Source organism: Wolbachia endosymbiont (group A) of Udea olivalis (assembly GCF_964028365.1).
GTDB classification, from domain to species: Bacteria; Pseudomonadota; Alphaproteobacteria; order Rickettsiales; family Anaplasmataceae; genus Wolbachia; species Wolbachia pipientis.
The window spans coordinates 1,247,883-1,265,981 of sequence record NZ_OZ034773.1; the positions used below are offsets into that span (position 1 = coordinate 1,247,883).

General features: G+C 34.1%; 23 protein-coding genes. 4 read left to right on the forward strand and 19 right to left on the reverse strand.

The genetic code is table 11. The features are described from left to right. Positions 1 to 42 precede the first annotated feature (42 nt). Entirely contained in the window at positions 43 to 270 is a 228-nt protein-coding gene (locus ABWU32_RS05775) for a hypothetical protein (protein WP_353278546.1), read from the forward strand. A 211-nt stretch (positions 271 to 481) separates the two neighbouring features. Continuing rightward, positions 482 to 3,211: an ankyrin repeat domain-containing protein gene (locus ABWU32_RS05780; protein WP_265027847.1), complete on the forward strand. Its 2,730-nt coding sequence runs from the start codon at positions 482 to 484 to the stop codon at positions 3,209 to 3,211. A gap of 371 nt (positions 3,212 to 3,582) precedes the next feature. On the opposite strand, the gene ABWU32_RS05785 is transcribed toward ABWU32_RS05780, so the two are convergent. The 5 genes from ABWU32_RS05785 to ABWU32_RS05805 form a co-directional block, all read right to left on the reverse strand. Beyond that, on the reverse strand, positions 3,583 to 3,747 hold the full coding sequence (locus ABWU32_RS05785) for an IS3 family transposase (RefSeq protein ID WP_010082072.1): 165 nt from the start codon (positions 3,745 to 3,747) through the stop codon (positions 3,583 to 3,585). Continuing rightward, positions 3,740 to 3,901: a DDE-type integrase/transposase/recombinase gene (locus tag ABWU32_RS05790; protein WP_264378153.1), complete on the reverse strand. Its 162-nt coding sequence runs from the start codon at positions 3,899 to 3,901 to the stop codon at positions 3,740 to 3,742. The genes ABWU32_RS05785 and ABWU32_RS05790 overlap by 8 nt, the downstream gene beginning before the upstream one ends. Positions 3,902 to 3,985: 84 nt before the next feature. Further along, positions 3,986 to 4,327, reverse strand: a complete 342-nt coding sequence (locus tag ABWU32_RS05795) for an IS3 family transposase (RefSeq protein ID WP_095866567.1) — start codon at positions 4,325 to 4,327, stop codon at positions 3,986 to 3,988. Between the two features lie 21 nt (positions 4,328 to 4,348). After that, complete coding sequence (locus ABWU32_RS05800) at positions 4,349 to 4,633, reverse strand: transposase (RefSeq protein ID WP_039964423.1); 285 nt, start codon at positions 4,631 to 4,633, stop codon at positions 4,349 to 4,351. 142 nt (positions 4,634 to 4,775) lie between these two features. Beyond that, positions 4,776 to 6,296, reverse strand: a complete 1,521-nt coding sequence (locus tag ABWU32_RS05805; protein WP_353278549.1) for an HlyD family type I secretion periplasmic adaptor subunit — start codon at positions 6,294 to 6,296, stop codon at positions 4,776 to 4,778. Positions 6,297 to 6,562: 266 nt separating this feature from the next. Between ABWU32_RS05805 and fabG the strand changes: the two genes are divergently transcribed. Both fabG and ABWU32_RS05815 read left to right on the forward strand, forming a co-directional pair. Continuing rightward, positions 6,563 to 7,297 (forward strand): 3-oxoacyl-[acyl-carrier-protein] reductase, encoded by a 735-nt coding sequence (gene fabG / locus ABWU32_RS05810; RefSeq protein ID WP_015589136.1) that lies wholly within the window; start codon positions 6,563 to 6,565, stop codon positions 7,295 to 7,297. 95 nt (positions 7,298 to 7,392) lie between these two features. After that, positions 7,393 to 7,728, forward strand: coding sequence for a TrbC/VirB2 family protein (locus tag ABWU32_RS05815; RefSeq protein WP_007550269.1), 336 nt, complete (start codon positions 7,393 to 7,395; stop codon positions 7,726 to 7,728). A gap of 27 nt (positions 7,729 to 7,755) precedes the next feature. Here the strand turns inward: ABWU32_RS05815 and ABWU32_RS05820 are convergent, their stop codons facing one another. The 14 genes from ABWU32_RS05820 to rpsE all read right to left on the reverse strand — a co-directional run bounded on the left by ABWU32_RS05820 (position 7,756) and on the right by rpsE (position 18,097). Beyond that, entirely contained in the window at positions 7,756 to 9,036 is a 1,281-nt protein-coding gene (locus tag ABWU32_RS05820) for a M48 family metalloprotease (RefSeq protein WP_012673175.1), read from the reverse strand. A 71-nt stretch (positions 9,037 to 9,107) separates the two neighbouring features. Continuing rightward, positions 9,108 to 9,752, reverse strand: a complete 645-nt coding sequence (gene ribB, locus ABWU32_RS05825; protein ID WP_007549343.1) for a 3,4-dihydroxy-2-butanone-4-phosphate synthase — start codon at positions 9,750 to 9,752, stop codon at positions 9,108 to 9,110. 6 nt (positions 9,753 to 9,758) lie between these two features. After that, positions 9,759 to 10,253, reverse strand: coding sequence for a transcription elongation factor GreA (gene greA, locus ABWU32_RS05830; RefSeq protein ID WP_007549342.1), 495 nt, complete (start codon positions 10,251 to 10,253; stop codon positions 9,759 to 9,761). Between the two features lie 9 nt (positions 10,254 to 10,262). Further along, positions 10,263 to 11,804, reverse strand: a complete 1,542-nt coding sequence (gene atpA, locus ABWU32_RS05835) for a F0F1 ATP synthase subunit alpha (RefSeq protein WP_012673176.1) — start codon at positions 11,802 to 11,804, stop codon at positions 10,263 to 10,265. After that, the gene (gene atpH / locus ABWU32_RS05840; RefSeq protein WP_010962742.1) at positions 11,801 to 12,361 is read right to left on the reverse strand and encodes an ATP synthase F1 subunit delta; all 561 of its coding nucleotides are present in this window, start codon (positions 12,359 to 12,361) and stop codon (positions 11,801 to 11,803) included. Before atpH ends, atpA begins: the two co-directional genes overlap by 4 nt. A gap of 41 nt (positions 12,362 to 12,402) precedes the next feature. After that, positions 12,403 to 12,753: a YraN family protein gene (locus ABWU32_RS05845; protein WP_012673177.1), complete on the reverse strand. Its 351-nt coding sequence runs from the start codon at positions 12,751 to 12,753 to the stop codon at positions 12,403 to 12,405. Between the two features lie 23 nt (positions 12,754 to 12,776). Continuing rightward, positions 12,777 to 13,205, reverse strand: a complete 429-nt coding sequence (gene rplQ / locus ABWU32_RS05850) for a 50S ribosomal protein L17 (protein WP_007550873.1) — start codon at positions 13,203 to 13,205, stop codon at positions 12,777 to 12,779. Positions 13,206 to 13,212: 7 nt separating this feature from the next. Further along, entirely contained in the window at positions 13,213 to 14,280 is a 1,068-nt protein-coding gene (locus ABWU32_RS05855; protein ID WP_353278551.1) for a DNA-directed RNA polymerase subunit alpha, read from the reverse strand. A 21-nt stretch (positions 14,281 to 14,301) separates the two neighbouring features. Further along, complete coding sequence (rpsK, locus tag ABWU32_RS05860; RefSeq protein WP_209473090.1) at positions 14,302 to 14,688, reverse strand: 30S ribosomal protein S11; 387 nt, start codon at positions 14,686 to 14,688, stop codon at positions 14,302 to 14,304. Between the two features lie 24 nt (positions 14,689 to 14,712). After that, positions 14,713 to 15,081 (reverse strand): 30S ribosomal protein S13, encoded by a 369-nt coding sequence (gene rpsM, locus ABWU32_RS05865; protein ID WP_010962745.1) that lies wholly within the window; start codon positions 15,079 to 15,081, stop codon positions 14,713 to 14,715. Positions 15,082 to 15,140: 59 nt separating this feature from the next. Next, on the reverse strand, positions 15,141 to 15,782 hold the full coding sequence (locus ABWU32_RS05870; protein WP_007550178.1) for an adenylate kinase family protein: 642 nt from the start codon (positions 15,780 to 15,782) through the stop codon (positions 15,141 to 15,143). Next, positions 15,779 to 17,107 carry a preprotein translocase subunit SecY gene (gene secY, locus ABWU32_RS05875; RefSeq protein ID WP_010962747.1) on the reverse strand — a complete coding sequence of 443 codons (1,329 nt, stop codon included), beginning with the start codon at positions 17,105 to 17,107 and terminating at the stop codon, positions 15,779 to 15,781. Before secY ends, ABWU32_RS05870 begins: the two co-directional genes overlap by 4 nt. A 3-nt stretch (positions 17,108 to 17,110) precedes the next feature. Continuing rightward, positions 17,111 to 17,581, reverse strand: a complete 471-nt coding sequence (rplO, locus tag ABWU32_RS05880) for a 50S ribosomal protein L15 (RefSeq protein ID WP_141456930.1) — start codon at positions 17,579 to 17,581, stop codon at positions 17,111 to 17,113. 3 nt (positions 17,582 to 17,584) lie between these two features. Then, a complete protein-coding gene (rpsE, locus tag ABWU32_RS05885; RefSeq protein WP_010962748.1) occupies positions 17,585 to 18,097 on the reverse strand; it encodes a 30S ribosomal protein S5 in 513 nt (170 codons plus the stop codon). Between the last annotated feature and the right edge of the window lie 2 nt (positions 18,098 to 18,099).

Genomic DNA, 18,099 nt, shown 5'->3' on the forward strand with positions numbered 1-18,099 from the left:
ATAGTTAAATATCTTGTAGAAAATGGAGCTGACGTTGATGCAGTGGATGTTAACAAAAAAACTCCTTCAGATATCGTTGATGAGTATAGTCATCCAGGTGTAGTTGAGTTTCTTAATAAAAAGCGTGTTGCTTCTGATGCAAACAATAATGTTCCTTCACAGGCTGCTAAAAGAACTAAACTGGATAAAGTGCAAGAAGATAATATTGAGTTACTTATAACATCCATTTCAAAATTAGGTCGGACTGGAGGTATCACTAATAAGATGTAGCATTAAAGCCTAGTAATAGGCTAAGCGAGTCCAACGTAAGTAGGCAACATCCACTGATACATCTTGACAGTAGATGGGTTTTTGTATAGCTAATTGTGTTTAGTGACAAATTAAATATGGAAGAGCTAAAAAAATGTGGTTGTGAGACAAGTGCTGCTAGGTGTAGTGGTAAGAGCTAAATATAAACAATTCAATAGCATAGGGTAGAAATATGATACATTATAAGTGGTTAGAAATATTAAGTGCAATAAATTCTGACAATGATTTAAATAGGGATAACATAATTGAAAAAATAAAAGAGAAGTTAAAAGCAATAGATCCAACCACGTATAAAGAGTGGAAAAATTTTAATTTTAATGTGAATTATTGGATAAACAATTGCGCAGAGAGATGTACTCTATTGCATATCGCTGCTGGAAATGGTTATATAAAGGCAGTGAAGACTCTATTGGAAATAGGTGCAAAGGTCAATGCAGTAGATCTAGATAGGATGACTCCGTTACACTTAGCTGCCGAAGGAGGTCATGCAGAGGTAGTAAAAATCTTAATAAACGCAGATGCAAAGGTCAATGCAGTAGATCTAGACAGGGTGACTCCGTTACACTTAGCTGCCGAAGAAGGTCACGCAGAGGTAGTAAAAATCTTAATAAACGCAGATGCAAAGGTTAATGAAGTGGATAGAATGAAGCGTACTCCATTGCATATGGCTGCTAAAAATGGTCATATAAAGACAATGGATGCTCTATTAGAAAAAGGTGCAGAAATTAATATAATAGATAAAAAGGGGTTGACGCCATTATTTCTTGCTGCCGAAAATGGTCATAAAGAAGCAGTATGTGCTTTAATGGAAAAGGGAGTAGATTTTTTATTGGGAAATAAAAATAGAATCCTAAAGTACTTAGAAAAACTAACCAAAAGTGATAATTTAAAACAGTTTCGAAAAGAGCAAAGGGATGATGAATATGAATCACTTAAATACTCATTGCTATGTCGTGATGATCATTCTTTAGTTGATATTGTTGGAGGAGATATATTCAATAGCTTAATGCATATACGGCTTGCTGGCATATCTGGTCTAACACCAAGTCAAAGAGAATTAAATAAAGAATTATTCAGTATCCTCCAAGCATACCTGTCTTTTAGTGATGAAGGTGATTATAATGAACATGGTTATATTGTGAGACTTAGAAATTTTTTACAAGACAATGGAGATAATCAAGATCTAGAAAAAGTCCTTAATCTTAGAAGAGGAGAATCTAAATTAACAGTATTACACATAATATCAAGTATAGCTGGGGTAGAAAAAGAATATGACGATTCTGTAGCTTTACTTTTGAAGGCAGGAGCTAACCCTAATGTAAAGGATGATAGAGGAAAGACACCCTTGCATTATGCTACTGGACCTAATAGTATAGCTTCTCTTATGGAAAAAGGAACTAATCTTAATGAGCAGGATAATGAAGGAAAAACACCCTTACATTGTATTGCAAGCACTGATTACAATGATCTCATCTCTTCACTTCTGGATAGTGGAGCTAGATCTGATATATGTGATAAACAAGGAAAGACCCCACTAGACATAGCAATTGATAATTGTAACTACTATGCTGAAGGTTATCTTTTAACTGAGGATCACAAAAGGTTGCAGCAAGAATTAGACTGTATTCTTGGTGGTGTTGACAAAGATAACCCTCCTTCTCTAAGTAAAGGTCTTACTGTATTAGAAAAGTTTTTGAATGAACGCAAGGGTACTCAAGACTTAAAGAGAGTTTTAAGCCTTCATAACAATAAAGGGAAGTTACGAATCTTTCAATATATCAGAGATGTTTTTCATAGTGATGAAACTTGTTGTAAAGAAGCAGAAAGATTGTTGCTGGCAGCAGGAATAAAAGATTTCAAAGGGTTAGATAGTGAAAAGCATCTGCTTAAATCTAGGACTCTATGGGATAATTTAATACTAGACCAGCAGGCAAAGTTAGAAGTGTTTTTAGATGAAGTAGGTAAAGCGCAAAACATGAATCAATTAGAACAAGTTGTAAACGAAGCTATAAAGTCTGGAATAAGGTTTAATTTTCCTCATCAAGGAAAGCTATATGGAAAGATGTATGAAGATAAGTATAACTTTATGGATTGTGTGATGAAAAGAATAAAAGAGATTAGTGAATTAGAAAAGAACTCCAAGGTTGCTAGTGATATAATATGTAAATTAGTATCAAAAGGAGCGGTGTGGTATGTTGTAGATAGTATGTATGTGCTCAATACACTGGAATTAGAATTTGAAGATCATGAAACTAATATGATAAAAGCTCATGGAAGTTGTGCAAATCTTACTCTCAAGTTTATGGAAGTTGTTAGAGGTGCAACTAATGGTAAGTTAAAAGATGCAAAAATGGACAACTCTACTTTCTACTTAGAGTATTCAGAGGATAGCATAATAGATGTCGCAAAGATAACAGATGGGGCAAGGAGCTTAGGGTTAACTCAAGGAAAAATAGAATACGGAAGAGATATAGTAAAGATCGGTAAAAGTGAGGTAGAAATTATAACGGAAAATGGCATAAGGCATTACACTAATCTTGCAGACAATAGTAATATAGTGTTAACTTTCTCTACTAGTTTAGGAGAATTAGAAGTTAATTTGTACCCTGACAAGCAAGATAAAATAATAGTAGAAGTTAGTAACAAAAAGGAAATACTGGAAAAGTTCAAAAATTGTAAAGAAGAATTAGGTGAGAATTGCTCGCTTGGTGGATATTGGGTCTACGATGCTATTAAACAGGGATATTTTGAAAGGTCTGGAAAACTTTGTCAATCTTTTGAAACAATTAGTCTATCTAAAAAAGTCTCAGAAGGAGTCAAAGCAGCGGTAAAAGGTTTAAAGTGTGGTGATATAGTGAGTTCTTCATCCAGTAATATATTTTCTCCAAAAGCGATTATGTAGGAAGGTAAAGCAAGAGTACCAGGAGCATGAACTCAAAGTTGCTTAGGGTCAAGTTTTGAGTATTTTACTAAAATAGCTTTAACATTTTTTGGGGAATGTTTTAAATCCTATGGTGATGTTAAGTTAATAGCTTAAGAGATATTCTAAAGGAGTTATCTTATTTAAAAAATTACTTGGACGCTTATAGTTTTTTGAGCATAGCCTTTCATGTTAGATTCAAAGAAGACTGAATAGGCTGCTCCACACTTTCTACTTTCTCGAGCTTGGTGTTGGGCTTAAAGGTATTGACCTTACCCAGAAAAAGTGGAGAGAAAGTTTGGAATGTTTTTTACAAAAAGAATGATGCATCAAATTGTTCTGGAATGCAATAGTTAATAGTGACGTTGTTTGTTATAAAAAATTTCTATGTATTCAAATATTGCAGTTCTAGTTTGTTGAGCAGAGTGTTGTGAAGTATCAATAAGTATTTCTCTTTTCAATGAGCTAAAGAAGCTTTCTGCAACAGAATTGTCGTAACAACAGCCTTTATTACTCATCTATATTCTTTACAGCTAAGAGATATTGATAACCTTGCGAAGTATATTGTGAACCTTGATCACTATGTAATAGTAGATTTTTGGCAGGTTTACGCTTGTTAACGGCCATTAATAAAGAGTCCATAACCAATTGTTTATTTATTGAACTGCTCATTAACTACCATGCGTGAATATAGATCGATTATTGTTGCCAAATATAGTCATCCTTCTTTGGTTTTTATATAAGTAATCCCATACTTTATTTGGTTGATCGACAATAAAGTTTTGGTCTAATATATTGGGAGCTACTGTCCGTTTGTTGTTTCTTAATTTTAAATTTTCTTCTCAATATAGCCTGAATACCATTTTTCTGCATAATACTTTGCACTGTTTTTAAGTTGCAACTTTTACCCAAAGCCTTTAATTCAGCATGAATTTTAGGAGCTCCATATCTACATTTAGAAGCTTGATATATTTTTTGAATATCTGCTAATAACTCTTTATTTGCTGATTCTCTACTGCTTATTTTCCTTGTAGTCCACTTATAGTAGCCACTAGCAGAAAACCCTACATAATTCCTGCACTTTATAGTGTTTACTATGCTCTTTTATGAAAAAATATTTTACTCTTTTTGACTGGCCAGGGCTTTTTTTAAAATGTCTCTTTCTCTTGTTACTTTTGCTAACTCTTTCTGTAAATCAAATCTCTCTTTGTCATAAGGTGCTACATCTGGAAATGCATTTGCCGCTGACTTTTTTTCGTTATATTTCTTCATCCATTTTCCTAATACACTATCCCTTATTCCTAGATCTCTTGCTACTTTTGCAACTGGTTGACCTACCTTTCTTTGTTCATTTGTCAGCTTAACAGCTTCCAATTTGAATTCTGCCGTATATTCTCTTGCCATTTCTAATCCTCCAAAATTTTATTTTACCCAAAAAAACTCCTTTCTTTCTCTCCACTTTTTCTGGGTAAGGTCAAGAAGCCTATTGTCTAATTATGTACCTAAATTTTATTACGGCACTTTCACTACTACTTTAACGAGTGAGCTACCTTTCTATAAAAGACCTATCGACTGTTGCAATTATAGGCGTAAACAAGAATGATAAAAGAGTACGAGATTGAGTAACTATGTACACTTCTGCTGGCATACCAGGGTATAGGTATACGTTTTTAAACTGAGCAAGCTCTGGTTTTGGTATCACTACACGTACTGAATAATAACGCCCTAGCCTTGGATCATCAAGGGCATCGGGAGAAATATTGCTTACTATACCATTAATTAAACTTAAACGACGTGCACTGTAAGCACTTAAACGAACTTTAACCTTTAGCCCTTCTAGCCCATCAATAGAGACTATGTTGCTATCTTTCTTTTGTGCTGACAGTATCTCTTCTATGTTTCTGGTCTGAATTTTAGCATCTATTATTAGGTCATCATCCGATGGCACTACGCTCATGATCGGAACTCCAGATTGTATAACACCACCTTCAGTATGGTATCTTATATCTGTGACTATCCCATCTTGAGGCGATTTAATTATTGTACGTGCTAATGAATCTTCAGCAACCATCAGTCTCTCTTTCAAGTCTGCAATAGACGTACTAACTTCCTTAAGTTCAGCGTTTGCTCTTTCTTGAGAATCATTTCTCACGTTTATAATTTCTAATTCGTTCTCTCCAATTTTTTGCTGCACTTGAGATATTGCAGAACGGTAATGTCCAACTCTGCCTTCAATTTCAGCAAACTGCTTTTCTAAAGCTAAAATGTGTGGTTTGCTTATATGGCCACTATCAAGTAATTGTCTTTTTGTTTCCAACTCCTCAGTTATCAAGTCATATTGCTTATGAGCTGCATTTAGTTGAAAGTTTAGCCCCGCTAATTCATCATTTAACTGCTTTATACGTTGTTGCAGTATGTCTGTTTTTCCCAATATGCTCTTTCTCTGAGAGTTGAACAACTTTACTTGATTCTTTATCGCTTTATTTACAAGTTCATCGTGAGATAATTTTTTAACCTCATCAGGAAACTCGAGCGTGTCCAAATCTACTCTGATTGCAAGAAGCCTTGCTTCTGTTGCTAAAAATGATAAGAGCTTCTCTTTGATGGTACTTAAATTCGCCTTCTCGTTAACATCACTCAACAAAACTAGAGGCTCATCTTTTTTAACTGCTTGACCCTCTTTTACTAAAATTTTGCTTATTATTCCTCCACCCAAGTGTTGAACTATTTTTCTATTTGAAGATACAATAACTTCTCCACTTGCATGCACCGCACCGTCAATTGGAGCTATAGCCGACCAAATACCACCTATCCCAAAAAAGATGAGTATTACTACCAGACCAAAAAATAGTGGTCCCCACGTTACTTTCAGGACTTCATTTACGTTATTACTTTCGCGTTTTAAAATAAAATTTATCACTGCATCAATCAATGCAAACGTCTTATCCAAAAATTTTGGGTACTTCTTCTTTTTATTTTTTGCTCCTTGCATATTTATATTATCACCATGGCCAATCAAGCCTGTCAAAGAAAATCCAGCGCTAAGCTTTTTTAACTTACTTATCATAATACTACTGTGAATTTGTGTTAACTCAAGATAACACACAAAAACAAAGAATCTATAATTTAAGCACTCCATTTAGACTGTAGAGCACCAGAATAAACTATTTAGTAACAATTCCTGCATCAACTATGTTTTTAAAATTTTTTGACGTTTAACTTTATTATAACTTTTTCTTTATTTTGTGAATATCTGAGTTACTTATATTATGTAAGAAATCTATTGCCAACTAGTCAATATTCTGTTAGGAATTAAGATAATATAAAGTTATTATGCTTAAATTGGAAAGCAGAAAGTTCCTGATTACTGGCGCATCAGGCGGAATAGGGCAAGCAATTGTAAAAATTATGCACAAAGCCGGAGCAACTTTATGTATTTCTGGCACAAAAAAAGAAGTGCTCGAAGAAGTTGCTAAACAATATGAAAAAAACATGCATGTACTCCCTTGTGATTTATCAAATGCTGAGGAAGTAAATCAACTAATAAATAGAGCAAGTGAGCTGATGGAAGGCTTTGACGGGCTCGTATGCAATGCGGGTATTACGCGAGACAGTTTATTATTGAGAATGACAGATGAAGCATGGCAGAAAGTAATTGATATTAACTTGAGCTCTACATTTAAGCTGAGTAGAGAAGCATGCAGAAAACTAATTAAGAATAATTGGGGAAGAATTATAAATATTTCCTCAATAATAGGGCTGACAGGAAACGCCGGGCAAGCAAATTATGCGGCGTCTAAAGCTGGAATAATAGCTATGAGCAAATCCATAGCAAAAGAAGTTGCAAGTCGTAATATAACAGTAAATTGTATTGCTCCTGGGTTTATAGATACTAAAATGACTGAAGTTTTAAATGAAGGACAAAAGGGAAAAATATTAGATAATATTCCAATGAAAAGAATGGGAACAGGGGAAGAAATAGCAGCAGGGGTCTTGTTTTTAGCAAGTGATGAAGCAAAATATATAACAGGGCATGTGCTTAACATTAATGGTGGGTTATTTATGTAGCAACACTTATGTATGGACAAATTATAATTTTTACTTTAAAATAAAAATATGTGTAGGTTTAGGTTTGCGTTAATTTATTATTTAGAGGCAAAAAAATGAGCTCTATAATAGGATTTTTTGGTGTTTTGTGTGTAGTATTGCTTTTCTCTTTCTCAGGTTATGCAGATAACCCTGGTGTTGATATGGATGACACAACTAAAGTAATATGCAATATTATTGGTTATGTTTGGGGGATAGGCGGTCCACTTATGACGGTAGTAATAATTGGTGCAGCTTTGCTTGCAATATTTGGCAGGATGCCGTGGCCAGCCCTCTTTGCTCTTGGCATGTTCTGTGGTGTATTTTTTGGCGCTAAAACTATCATAACGAAAATTATGCCCAACGTAAGCGATGAAGCAAAAACTATGTTGGAAAAGTGTGGACAAAAATAATCCAAAAAGTGCAGAAATGCTTTTTTGTTATCCATTAAACCGCTTCATATCTTCAACTTGCAACAAATAAGGGCTATCTTTTGGTAGAGTTTTAACAGCTAACTCAGCGTATTTCATAAATTGCTTTAAATCACCTTCAATACAAGCCTTTTTTGTCAAGGCAAAATAATGCATTGCCGTATCAGCTTCACATTTATATGCAATGCTTAAATATTTCCAGACAAAAGCGTTATTTGGTTCTACATTCAAAATCTGCTCCAGGTAAAAAATCGCCTTTTTTGCATCACCGTGTAATAATAAAGTATGAGATAATGCAAGTTTCACTAAATAACTGTTTTTCTCAGATAAATACCTAAGCGATTCCTCATACATTTTTATTGCTTCACTTAAATTTCCGGCCTTGTATAGCATTTCTGCTTTTAATTCATATAGGTATGGATCACTGTGTGATTCTTGAATCAATGAGTTAACTTTAGCAATAGCCTCTTCTATCTTTCCTTGCCTATAGCAAACTATAGCATTTACATACTCAGAATTATCTTCATATTTATTAGATAACACATGAATAGGAGCAAAGAAAGAGTCTAGCTTTGCAACCACACGCTCAAACTTTAGTAACTTATCCGCAAAAATTGGTTTTACGTTGTTTTTAACCTTATAATTTTGTACAGCAAATATGCGTTTCTCACTAAGTGGGTGAGTGCGGAAATATTCCTCGGTGTTCTCATGCTCAATACTTTTAAAATAATCAAAAATCTCTTTCATACCTGAATTATCATAGCCAGATTCATCAAGATACCTTAAAGCATAGCTATCTGCTACACTTTCTTGCTCTTGAGAATAGTTAAAAAATAGCCTTGAACTAAACGCTACACCACTAAGCAAAATTGCACCAGCAACCTGAGGGTTAATGATAATACTAGAAACTAATCCTACCATATAACTAATCATTGCTATCGATTGAAAATAACCCATAGCACTACTCATTTGCAATATATGACCAGCAGATATGTGAGCAATCTCATGTGCTAATATACCAAGCAGGACATAAGGTTTAGCCGAATATTGTAAAAGTCCTAAATGAATGAAAATACTGTTATTGTTAATTACAAAAGCATTAATCGAATTGTCATTAATTATAAAAACTTTTATTTGCTCATGATCAATATCCGCAGCAGAAAATAAAGGTTGCGCTAGCTCTTTCACTATTGCTTCCACTTCACTATCTCTAATAATGTTAATAGAGTAAGCATTATTACAATATGCAAAAAAGAACAATAAGGTCAAAAACTTAGCAACTCTAAACATGAAAATTCTGTGCTTGTATAATTTATAGAAATCCTATATTTTAACACTTAAATTATACAAATTTATAAACGCTAGTTTAAATTTTTAACGTAACTGATAAGTTTGTCGATGGTAGTTAACTTAATTTTATGTTGTTCAGCAAATTTAAGTAACTGAGGTAAGCGCATCATAGAGCCATCATCATTCACTAATTCACAAATAACTGCTGAATGATCAAACCCTACTAACTTCGCCATTTCAACACTCGCTTCAGTATGACCAGCACGTTGTGCCACCCCACCTTTATGTGCAATTACAGGAAAAACATGACCTGGAGTTATGATGTCATCCTGAGTACCATCCTTGTTGATAGCAGCATGTATAGTTTTCGTTCTATCCTCTGCTGAAACACCGGTTGTAATGCCATAACGTGCATCAATTGATGTAGTAAATGCGGTATGATTTTCACCAATATTTTTCTTTTCCATGAAATTAAGGCCCAACCTTTTCATGTGAAATTTAGTCATTGCTAAGCAAACAACCCCTGTACCGTACCTAACCATAAAAGCCATATGTTCCGGCTTTATTTTCTCAGCTAAGACAATCAAATCGCCTTCATTTTCTCTATTTTCATCATCAACTAAAATGAATAATTTACCGGAACGAGCATCCTCTAATACATCTTCCACAGAAGAAATACCTGGTAGACTCATTGAAGCATAAGTGGCCTGTACCATAATAATTTACTTAAATTCAATCTTAACTATTTTATACAATTTCTCTCCATTTGGCACTGTCACTTCCACATATTCACCGACTTTTTTGCCGATTAAGGCACTCCCAAGTGGTGAACTAGTAGATATTAACTGCTTTGAAACATCAGCTTCATATTCGCCTACAACCTTATAAACATATTCCACTTCACCGTTATTATCACTTAACATGCTTAATGTCACAGTTGCACCAAACATTACTGAATCACCAGACAAATTTTTTACTTCTATTACTTCCGCATGTGAGAGCTTACTTTCTATCTCCATTATACGGCCTTCAATAAAACCTAACCTTTCCCGTGCTGCATGATACTCTGCGTTTTCAGACAAATCACCTTGATCACGAGCATCAGAAATAGCCTGTATCACAGAAGGTTTTTCTTCCTTTAATTTTTCAAGTTCGGCTTGCATATTCTCAAAACCTTCCCTCGTCATAGGAAATTTATTAATAATGGATGAAGCCATAATCACCACCTAAACGCAATTAAATTGAGTAACGAAATTACTCACAATGTTAAAAATATCACCTTTTATATCATCACTCATGTCATTTGACAACTTTTTTAAAACCCCAGGGTGTACAGTATGAAAATAATTAATAAGATCATGTTCAAATTTATTAATGTAACTTATTTGTATTTTACTTAACTGATTATATAGGTTAGAAAAAATATACATCAGCACTACTTGCTCTTCTATTGACATAGGTAAATGTTGTTTTTGCTTTAATAACTCGACAAGATATTTACCCTTATTCAAGGATAATTGAACACTAGCATCAAGATCAGAACCAAATTTTGCAAAATCTTCTAATTCTCTATACTGAGCTAAGCTTAGCTTTATAGAACCAGCAACTTTCTTCACAGACTTTAGTTGTGCAGCAGAACCAACCCGTGAAACTGACAAACCTATATTTACTGCAGGTCGAAATCCTTTATAAAATAATTCAGACTCAAGAAAGATCTGCCCATCGGTAATTGAAATAACATTTGTTGGCACATATGCAGATACATCACCAGCTTGAGTTTCGACAATTGGCAAAGCAGTTAAAGAACCCTGCCCTTTTTTATCAGACATTTTAGCAGCTCTTTCAAGCAAGCGAGAATGTACATAGAATATATCTCCAGGGTAAGCTTCACGACCAGGAGGACGTCTGAGCAATAAAGACATCTGCCTATATGCCACAGCATGCTTAGATAAATCATCATATATAATCAAACAATGCATTCCATTGTCACGGAAAAATTCCCCAATAGTGCAACCAGCATAAGGTGCTAAAAATTGCATAGGCGCGCAGTCAGATGCACTAGCCACAACTACAGTTGTATACTCTAATGCTCCGCTTTCTTTCAGCTTATTTACCACTTTTGCTACTGTTGAAATTTTTTGCCCAATAGCAACATAAACACAGTAAACTTTTTGATTTTCGTTTACCTCATCGTTAATCTTCTTCTGATTGATAATAGTATCAAGCGCAATAGTAGTTTTACCAATTTGTCTATCACCAATAATTAATTCACGCTGCCCTCTACCTATTGGAATTAGCAAATCTATAATTTTAATTCCTGTTTGCAGTGGCTCATGCACAGACTTACGATCAATAATGCCTGGCGCTTTAGATTCTATATCCATTCTGTTTTTGGCTCTAATTTCCCCACCGTCGTCCATAGGATGGCCCAACGCATTTACAACTCTCCCTAACAATTCATGCCCTACAGGCACCTGCACAACATCACCACTACATTTTACAACGTCCCCTTCTTTCACATCACGGTCATTACCAAGCACAACTATTCCAGCCGTATCATGATCTAAATCGAGAACTATTCCTTCTACACCACTTGCAAAAAATACCTTTTCACCGAATTTTGCTTTTTCCAGCCCATAAACCAATGCGATACCATCTGTTACTGAAATTACTTCACCTATATTTTCCCGCTTTATAGGATTATCAAACGTCTCAACCTTTTCTCTTATTATACTTGCTATCTCAGAAACATTCATACTGTTCTTCATACAAAATTCCTTACTTTTAATATTTCCATTTTACTTAAGTCAACTAACCTATCCAAGTAACTTTTTAGCGAAGCATCGATCAAATTAAAACCATACCTAACTACGAAGCCACCTAGTATAGAAGGGTCAACCACATTGCTTACTTTTATTATTTTACCAAGAAAGCTCAAAGATTCAGTAATTATTTTTATATCAGATTCCTTTAAAGTTTCTGCTGACTTTATAGTAATTTCGAATTCATTTTCATTTTCTCTTGCAAGACTTAAGAATTTTTCTAATATAAGGATCAATAAACTAGAGCGTTTATTTGCAAATATAACCATAATAAATTTTACTAAATTCTCACTCAAGTGCTCATTTATAGAAAGCATCACTTCTTTTTTGTGTGCAAAAGAAATCATAGGATGAGATAGGTACACAAAAACATCACGTTGATCCTTAAAAAAAGCCAACAAAAATTCTACTTCTTTCCTTATAATACCTAACCTGCTTCCTGAGACATGAAATAGCACTCTAGCGTAAGATGAAACTAAATTATTGTATTGGGTCTTTTTCATATTAAATCCAGTAAATCTAAATTAATTCAGCTACAAATCTTTCATTCTTCAATCCAAGCATTTTTTATATAAACAGGTCTTCTCTTTAAGGAAAGAAAATATAAATCATATCTGACTGAATAATCTAAAAAACTAAGGTTTTTACTTAAGAAATACTTAGAAGAATTTATAATAGACTGACATTGAAGATGAGATATCGGTATTTCTTTTCCAAGTAAACTTGTTTTAACTTCTATAAAAATCAGCTCCTTTTTTTTAGATACAATTAAGTCAATTTCACCGAACTTACAACGGTAACGGCGTTTTATAACATTATACCATTTCAGTTTTAAATATACTAAAACTAATAACTCGCCAAAGTAACCTACAAAGTAGCGTAACCTACTTACCACAAGAAGAACAATTATGATAACAATTAACTTTGTGTAACTACTTTGCCTCCTTCTTTATTTTTACTATAAACCTTACCTCTTGCTGCAATATCCCTATCAACCAGTTCTATCACTGCCATTGAAGCGCAATCACCCTTTCGAGTGCTAAATTTTATTATTCTAGAATACCCACCTTTACGATCTTGATAACGGCTGGCTAAGACGTTTAATAACTTATCAACTGCTAACTTACTATTATGAAGGCGTGAAAGCAAAAGTCTTCTACCATGTAAAGTATTCTTATTCTTAGCAATTGTAATAAACTTTTCGACATATGGACGAAGTTCCTTAGCTTTTGGTAAAGTAGTTACAATCTGCTCATGGTTAATTAATGAGATAGATAGATTCTTTAACGTCGATAATCTATGTTCAGTACAACGAGATAGTTTACGTTTTTTTATTCCATGTTTCATATATCACCTAATCTTCATCAGTATGTTGTTTAGCCAACTCATCTATATCCTTAGGTGGCCAGTTTAGCACATTCATACCCAAAGACAAGCCAAAATTAGTCAAAACTGCCTTAATCTCATTCAAAGACTTTCTGCCAAAATTAGCAGTTCTTAACATTTCACCTTCTGTCTTTTGCACAAGATCACCTATATAAGTGATGTTTTCGTTTTTCAGACAGTTATGAGACCTGACAGATAATTCCATTTCATCTACCTTACGCAATAAGACAGGGTCATAACCCAAATCTTTAGCACCACTAGACGAAGAAACCTGCGATTTTTTATAACTTACATCAGAACTAATAAAGGGCTGAAGTTGCTCCTGTAATATTCTTGCAGCAGAGTCAACAGCTTGACTCGGAGAAATTGTACCATCAGTTTCAATTGACAATATCAGCTTATCCTTATCAGTCACTTGGCCAACACGACTGTTCTCTACCCTGTACGAAACCCTGTTGACAGCGCTATACAAAGCATTAACTGGAATAAAACCAATTAAATCCTGTTCACTCATAAGCTTCAAAAGTTCATTTTCTTTATATTTAGTTACAGGAAGATAACCTTTTCCGCTAGCCACATATATGGTCATGTTAAGCTCCACATTTTGCCCCAGCGTACATATTAACAAATCTTTATTAACAATAGAGCATTGATCATCAGTTTCTATCATCCCAGCTAATACCTGGCAAGGCCCTTTAGCGTTTAAATTTAAGCATTTATTAGAAGCACCATTTAATTTACACCTCAACATACCCATATTTAATACTATATCAGTTACGTCTTCTCTCACCCCTTGAATTGAAGTGAACTCATGAGTTACACCTTCAATTTTTATTCCATAAACAGCACTACCTTTAAGAGAAGATAACATTACACGTCTTAATGCATTACCTAATGTTAAAGCAAAACCACTTTCCAACGGTTCTAGCACTATATCACTTTTTTCACTTGAATCATCTGATATTACCTTAACTGAACTAGGTTTAATCAATTTATCTAAATTGCTACAGAGAGAAACATCATTATTATAATACATAAAACAACCTTTTCAAATATCCTATACTCTTCTTTTTTTTCTTAACCTGCACCCATTATGAGGAATTGCGGTTTTATCTGCAATTGAAGTCACAGTCAACCCACAGCTCTGAAGTGCTTTAACCGCAGCTTCGGTACCAAAGCCAGGACCGCGAATTATTACAGAGACAACCTTCATACCAAATCTCTCCATTGCGTTCTTCGCAGCAGACTCCGCAGCCTTACCTGCAGCATAAGGTGTGGATTTTCTCGAACCTGAAAAACCACATGCACCCACAGAAGTTTGACATAGCGTATTACCATGAAAATCAGTTACATTTACAAAAGTATTATTAAAAGTTGCACGAATATGGACAACACCAGTAATAAACTCCTTCTTACTCTTACTAACCGTTTTGACTTTTTTCATTAAAACTCACAATAATAATAAATTTTATTTTTTCCCAGCAATAGGCAACCGAGATCTACCTTTACGAGTCTTAGCATTAGTATGAGTCCTTTGCCCTCTCACAGGTAAACCTTTTCTATGTCTCACCCCTCTATAGCATCCCATTTCCACTAAAGATTTTATGTTCATAGCCACTTCTTTTCTGAGCTCACCTTCTATAACATAATTTTGTCTAATGAAACCGCTGATCTTTTCTATATCTTCATCTCGTAATTCTGAAACACGTTTGCGCTTATCAACTTCGCAAGCGTGACAAATTACATTCGCAGTAGCAATACCTATACCATATATATAAGTTAATGCAAAAGGAACACATTTCCTCACTGGAATATTTATGCCTGCAATACGTGCCACTGGTACCTCGATACTTTATTAATAACAACTCTTAATTTATACCATAAAACAACTCAGAGTCAAACCAAATTACAAGAAATTTTACTTTCAATCTCTTGCGTTACCTCATCAACACTCAAATTAGCGTCAATTGTTAATAATTTGCCTTTATAATACTCGCGTAAACCTTTCATTTGAAGGTGATATTCACTTATTCTCTTATTAATTGCAGACATATCAGCATCATCAATTCTTTTCTCTAACCTCGTACTTTTACATTTAGCACAAGTAGTACTCTTAAAAGAAGATACACTATATATGCTTTTACAGTCCAAACACGCGAGACGATTTTTTAACCTATCGATTGCAATATTATCGTCAAGCTGCAGCTCAACTACAATGTCAACATCCCTATTATATTTTTCTTGCAAAACTTGAGTCAAAAAATGAGCCTGGTTTAAATTTCTCGGAAAACCATCTAATAAGCAATTATCATCCACTAATGCAAGCTGGTCACGTAATAATCCACATATAATTTCATCTTGAATTAAATTACCAGATTCCACGGTACCCTTTATTTTTTTACCTAACTCACTACTGCTAGATATAATATTCCTTAATAAATCCCCTACTGAAATTAATTTTAAATTATATTTTGCTATTAACAAGCTTGACTGAGTACCTTTACCAGAACCTGGAGGACCAAAAATCGTAATGATCATCTTACTTTCCTCGTTTTAGACTCATATTTCTTTATCCAGTTGTCGTACCTATTTGAAAAAATATAAGATTGTATTTGCATAATAGTATCAGTAATAACGTTCACTATAATCAGTAAGCTCGTCCCACCAAAAATAAATGGTATATCATAATAATATCTCATAACTTCAGGTACAGTACATATGACTACCAAATACGCAGAGCCAATGAATGTCAACTTAAAAACTATATCTTGAAGGTAATCAGAAGTATGTTTCCCAGGCCTTCTACCAGGTATAAAACCACCATTTTTTTTAAGAAAATCTGCGTTTTCCTCTGGATTAAATATAAAATTGGTATAGAAAAAATTAAAAAATACTATCAGCACCAAATAGGCTACAATATATACTACTTTATTTGCCATAAAGTAATTCAAAATAAAATCAGAAAAAGCGTGCCCCTTATAGAAATTTGCAATTGAAATAGGTGTCAATAAAATTGCATTAGCAAAAATGGTTGGTACTACACCAGATAAATTAATCTTCAATGGAATATAAGTAAAATCGTCATTATGTAATCTTTTAAATTGCTTTTTAGGATGTTGAACAATAACCTTTCTATAAGAAGACTCTACAAAAATGACTAAGAGTAGCAGCAAAAAAAACAATACCAAAACAAAAAGGATAATAAATAACGATACGCTACCGTTTTTATTTAACGTTAACAAAGATGACAAAGCGCTGTGTAACTCTGATATTATACCCGTGAAAATGATTAATGAGATACCATTGCCTATACCGCTAGCGCTGATTCGTTCACCAAGCCATATTAAAAGCATAGTTCCACCTAAAAGGCTGAAAACACCTATTGTACGAAACATAACACCAGGTTCGATTACAACCAATACCCCTTCCCTATTCATCCCTTCCAATCCAACCAAAATTGGAATTGATTGAAATACACAAATTACTATGGTCAGATAGCGTATATAAGAATTCATCTTTCTACGGCCTGACTCTCCATCATTCTTAACTTCCTTCATTCCTTTAATCGCAGAAGAAAGTAACTGAATAATGATAGAAGCCATTATATATGGCATAACGTTCAATGCTAGAATTGTCATTCTAGCCAATGCACCACCAGAAAATAAATTAAATACTCCAAAAACGCCTGAGCCATCTTTGGGAAATATATCATTAATTACATCAAGATTAATTCCAGGAATAGGCACATAAGTACCCAAGCGATAGCAAATTAAAGCTATTAGCGTAAAAAATATACGCTTTAATAAATCGCCTTTATATAACAACGTAGGATCCAAGCTATTAAATGCTGATTTATTGCCCATGACTTACGATAGTATTTCCACACTACCACAAACTGAAGCTACAGATTTTTTTGCAGCTTCTGACGCAAAATCAACATGAAACACAAATTTTTCGCTCAACTTACCTTTATTAAGAAGTTTAATTTTATCCTTAATAGACTTTATAAAACCTAATTTATACAGCCTCTCCTTATCTATAACAGAGTCTTTCACTATTTTTTTAGCTTCCATTAAGCGCTGTATATCGCCAACATTAATTATAGAGTATATGCTCCTACGTATAGGCTTAAAACCTCTTTTAGGCAAACGAGTATATATAGACTGTTGTCCACCCTCAAAACCATTTATAGAAACTCCACTTCTAGCCTTCTGCCCTTTATGCCCTCTACCGGATGTTTTACCTTTACCACAACCGATACCTCTACCCAGCAACTTAGGCTTCTTTTTCTTAGATAATTTAGTAAATATAGAGTTTAATTTTACAGCATTATTCATACTTTACCTGTTTCCAACTATCTCGCTAATCTTTTTGCCTCTTTTGCTTGCTACCTGACGAGGAGATAACATACTATCAAAAGCCTTAAACACCGCACATATAACGTTATGAGGATTATTTGATCTAGTGGATTTAGCTACCACATCCTTTATACCTAACACCTCAAAAACTGATCTAATCGCTCCACCAGCAATAATACCTGTTCCGGCTCTTGCGGTTCTTAAAACTATCTCACCAGAACAAAATTTAGCTTTAATATCATGATGCAAAGTTCTACCTTCACGCAAGTACACTCTAATCATTGATTTCTTTGCAGCATTTACAGCTTTGACTCTTGCTTCAGCAACTTCTGCGTGCTTACCTATTCCACACCCTACCCTACCCTTCTCATCGCCAACAACAACCAAAATTGAAAATGAAAATCTTCTACCACCTTTGGTAACCGTTGTCACTCTTCGTACCGAAACTAAAAGCTCTGATAAATCATTATTATTTTGTAAATTCTTTATAGCCATAT

Coding starts and splice junctions, on each gene's coding strand:
- rpsE (WP_010962748.1), bottom strand. CDS start 18,097: ATGGCTATAAAGAATTTACAAAATAATAATGATTTATCAGAGCTTTTA.
- ABWU32_RS05855 (WP_353278551.1), bottom strand. CDS start 14,280: ATGTATTATAATAATGATGTTTCTCTCTGTAGCAATTTAGATAAATTG.
- ribB (WP_007549343.1), bottom strand. CDS start 9,752: ATGGTACAGGCCACTTATGCTTCAATGAGTCTACCAGGTATTTCTTCT.
- ABWU32_RS05805 (WP_353278549.1), bottom strand. CDS start 6,296: ATGATAAGTAAGTTAAAAAAGCTTAGCGCTGGATTTTCTTTGACAGGC.
- rplQ (WP_007550873.1), bottom strand. CDS start 13,205: ATGAAACATGGAATAAAAAAACGTAAACTATCTCGTTGTACTGAACAT.
- fabG (WP_015589136.1), top strand. CDS start 6,563: ATGCTTAAATTGGAAAGCAGAAAGTTCCTGATTACTGGCGCATCAGGC.
- ABWU32_RS05790 (WP_264378153.1), bottom strand. CDS start 3,901: ATGAGCAGTTCAATAAATAAACAATTGGTTATGGACTCTTTATTAATG.
- greA (WP_007549342.1), bottom strand. CDS start 10,253: ATGGCTTCATCCATTATTAATAAATTTCCTATGACGAGGGAAGGTTTT.
- ABWU32_RS05815 (WP_007550269.1), top strand. CDS start 7,393: ATGAGCTCTATAATAGGATTTTTTGGTGTTTTGTGTGTAGTATTGCTT.
- atpA (WP_012673176.1), bottom strand. CDS start 11,804: ATGAAGAACAGTATGAATGTTTCTGAGATAGCAAGTATAATAAGAGAA.
- rpsK (WP_209473090.1), bottom strand. CDS start 14,688: ATGAAAAAAGTCAAAACGGTTAGTAAGAGTAAGAAGGAGTTTATTACT.
- rplO (WP_141456930.1), bottom strand. CDS start 17,581: ATGAATAATGCTGTAAAATTAAACTCTATATTTACTAAATTATCTAAG.
- ABWU32_RS05870 (WP_007550178.1), bottom strand. CDS start 15,782: ATGATCATTACGATTTTTGGTCCTCCAGGTTCTGGTAAAGGTACTCAG.
- ABWU32_RS05800 (WP_039964423.1), bottom strand. CDS start 4,633: ATGGCAAGAGAATATACGGCAGAATTCAAATTGGAAGCTGTTAAGCTG.
- ABWU32_RS05785 (WP_010082072.1), bottom strand. CDS start 3,747: ATGAGTAATAAAGGCTGTTGTTACGACAATTCTGTTGCAGAAAGCTTC.
- atpH (WP_010962742.1), bottom strand. CDS start 12,361: ATGAAAAAGACCCAATACAATAATTTAGTTTCATCTTACGCTAGAGTG.
- secY (WP_010962747.1), bottom strand. CDS start 17,107: ATGGGCAATAAATCAGCATTTAATAGCTTGGATCCTACGTTGTTATAT.
- ABWU32_RS05820 (WP_012673175.1), bottom strand. CDS start 9,036: ATGTTTAGAGTTGCTAAGTTTTTGACCTTATTGTTCTTTTTTGCATAT.
- ABWU32_RS05780 (WP_265027847.1), top strand. CDS start 482: ATGATACATTATAAGTGGTTAGAAATATTAAGTGCAATAAATTCTGAC.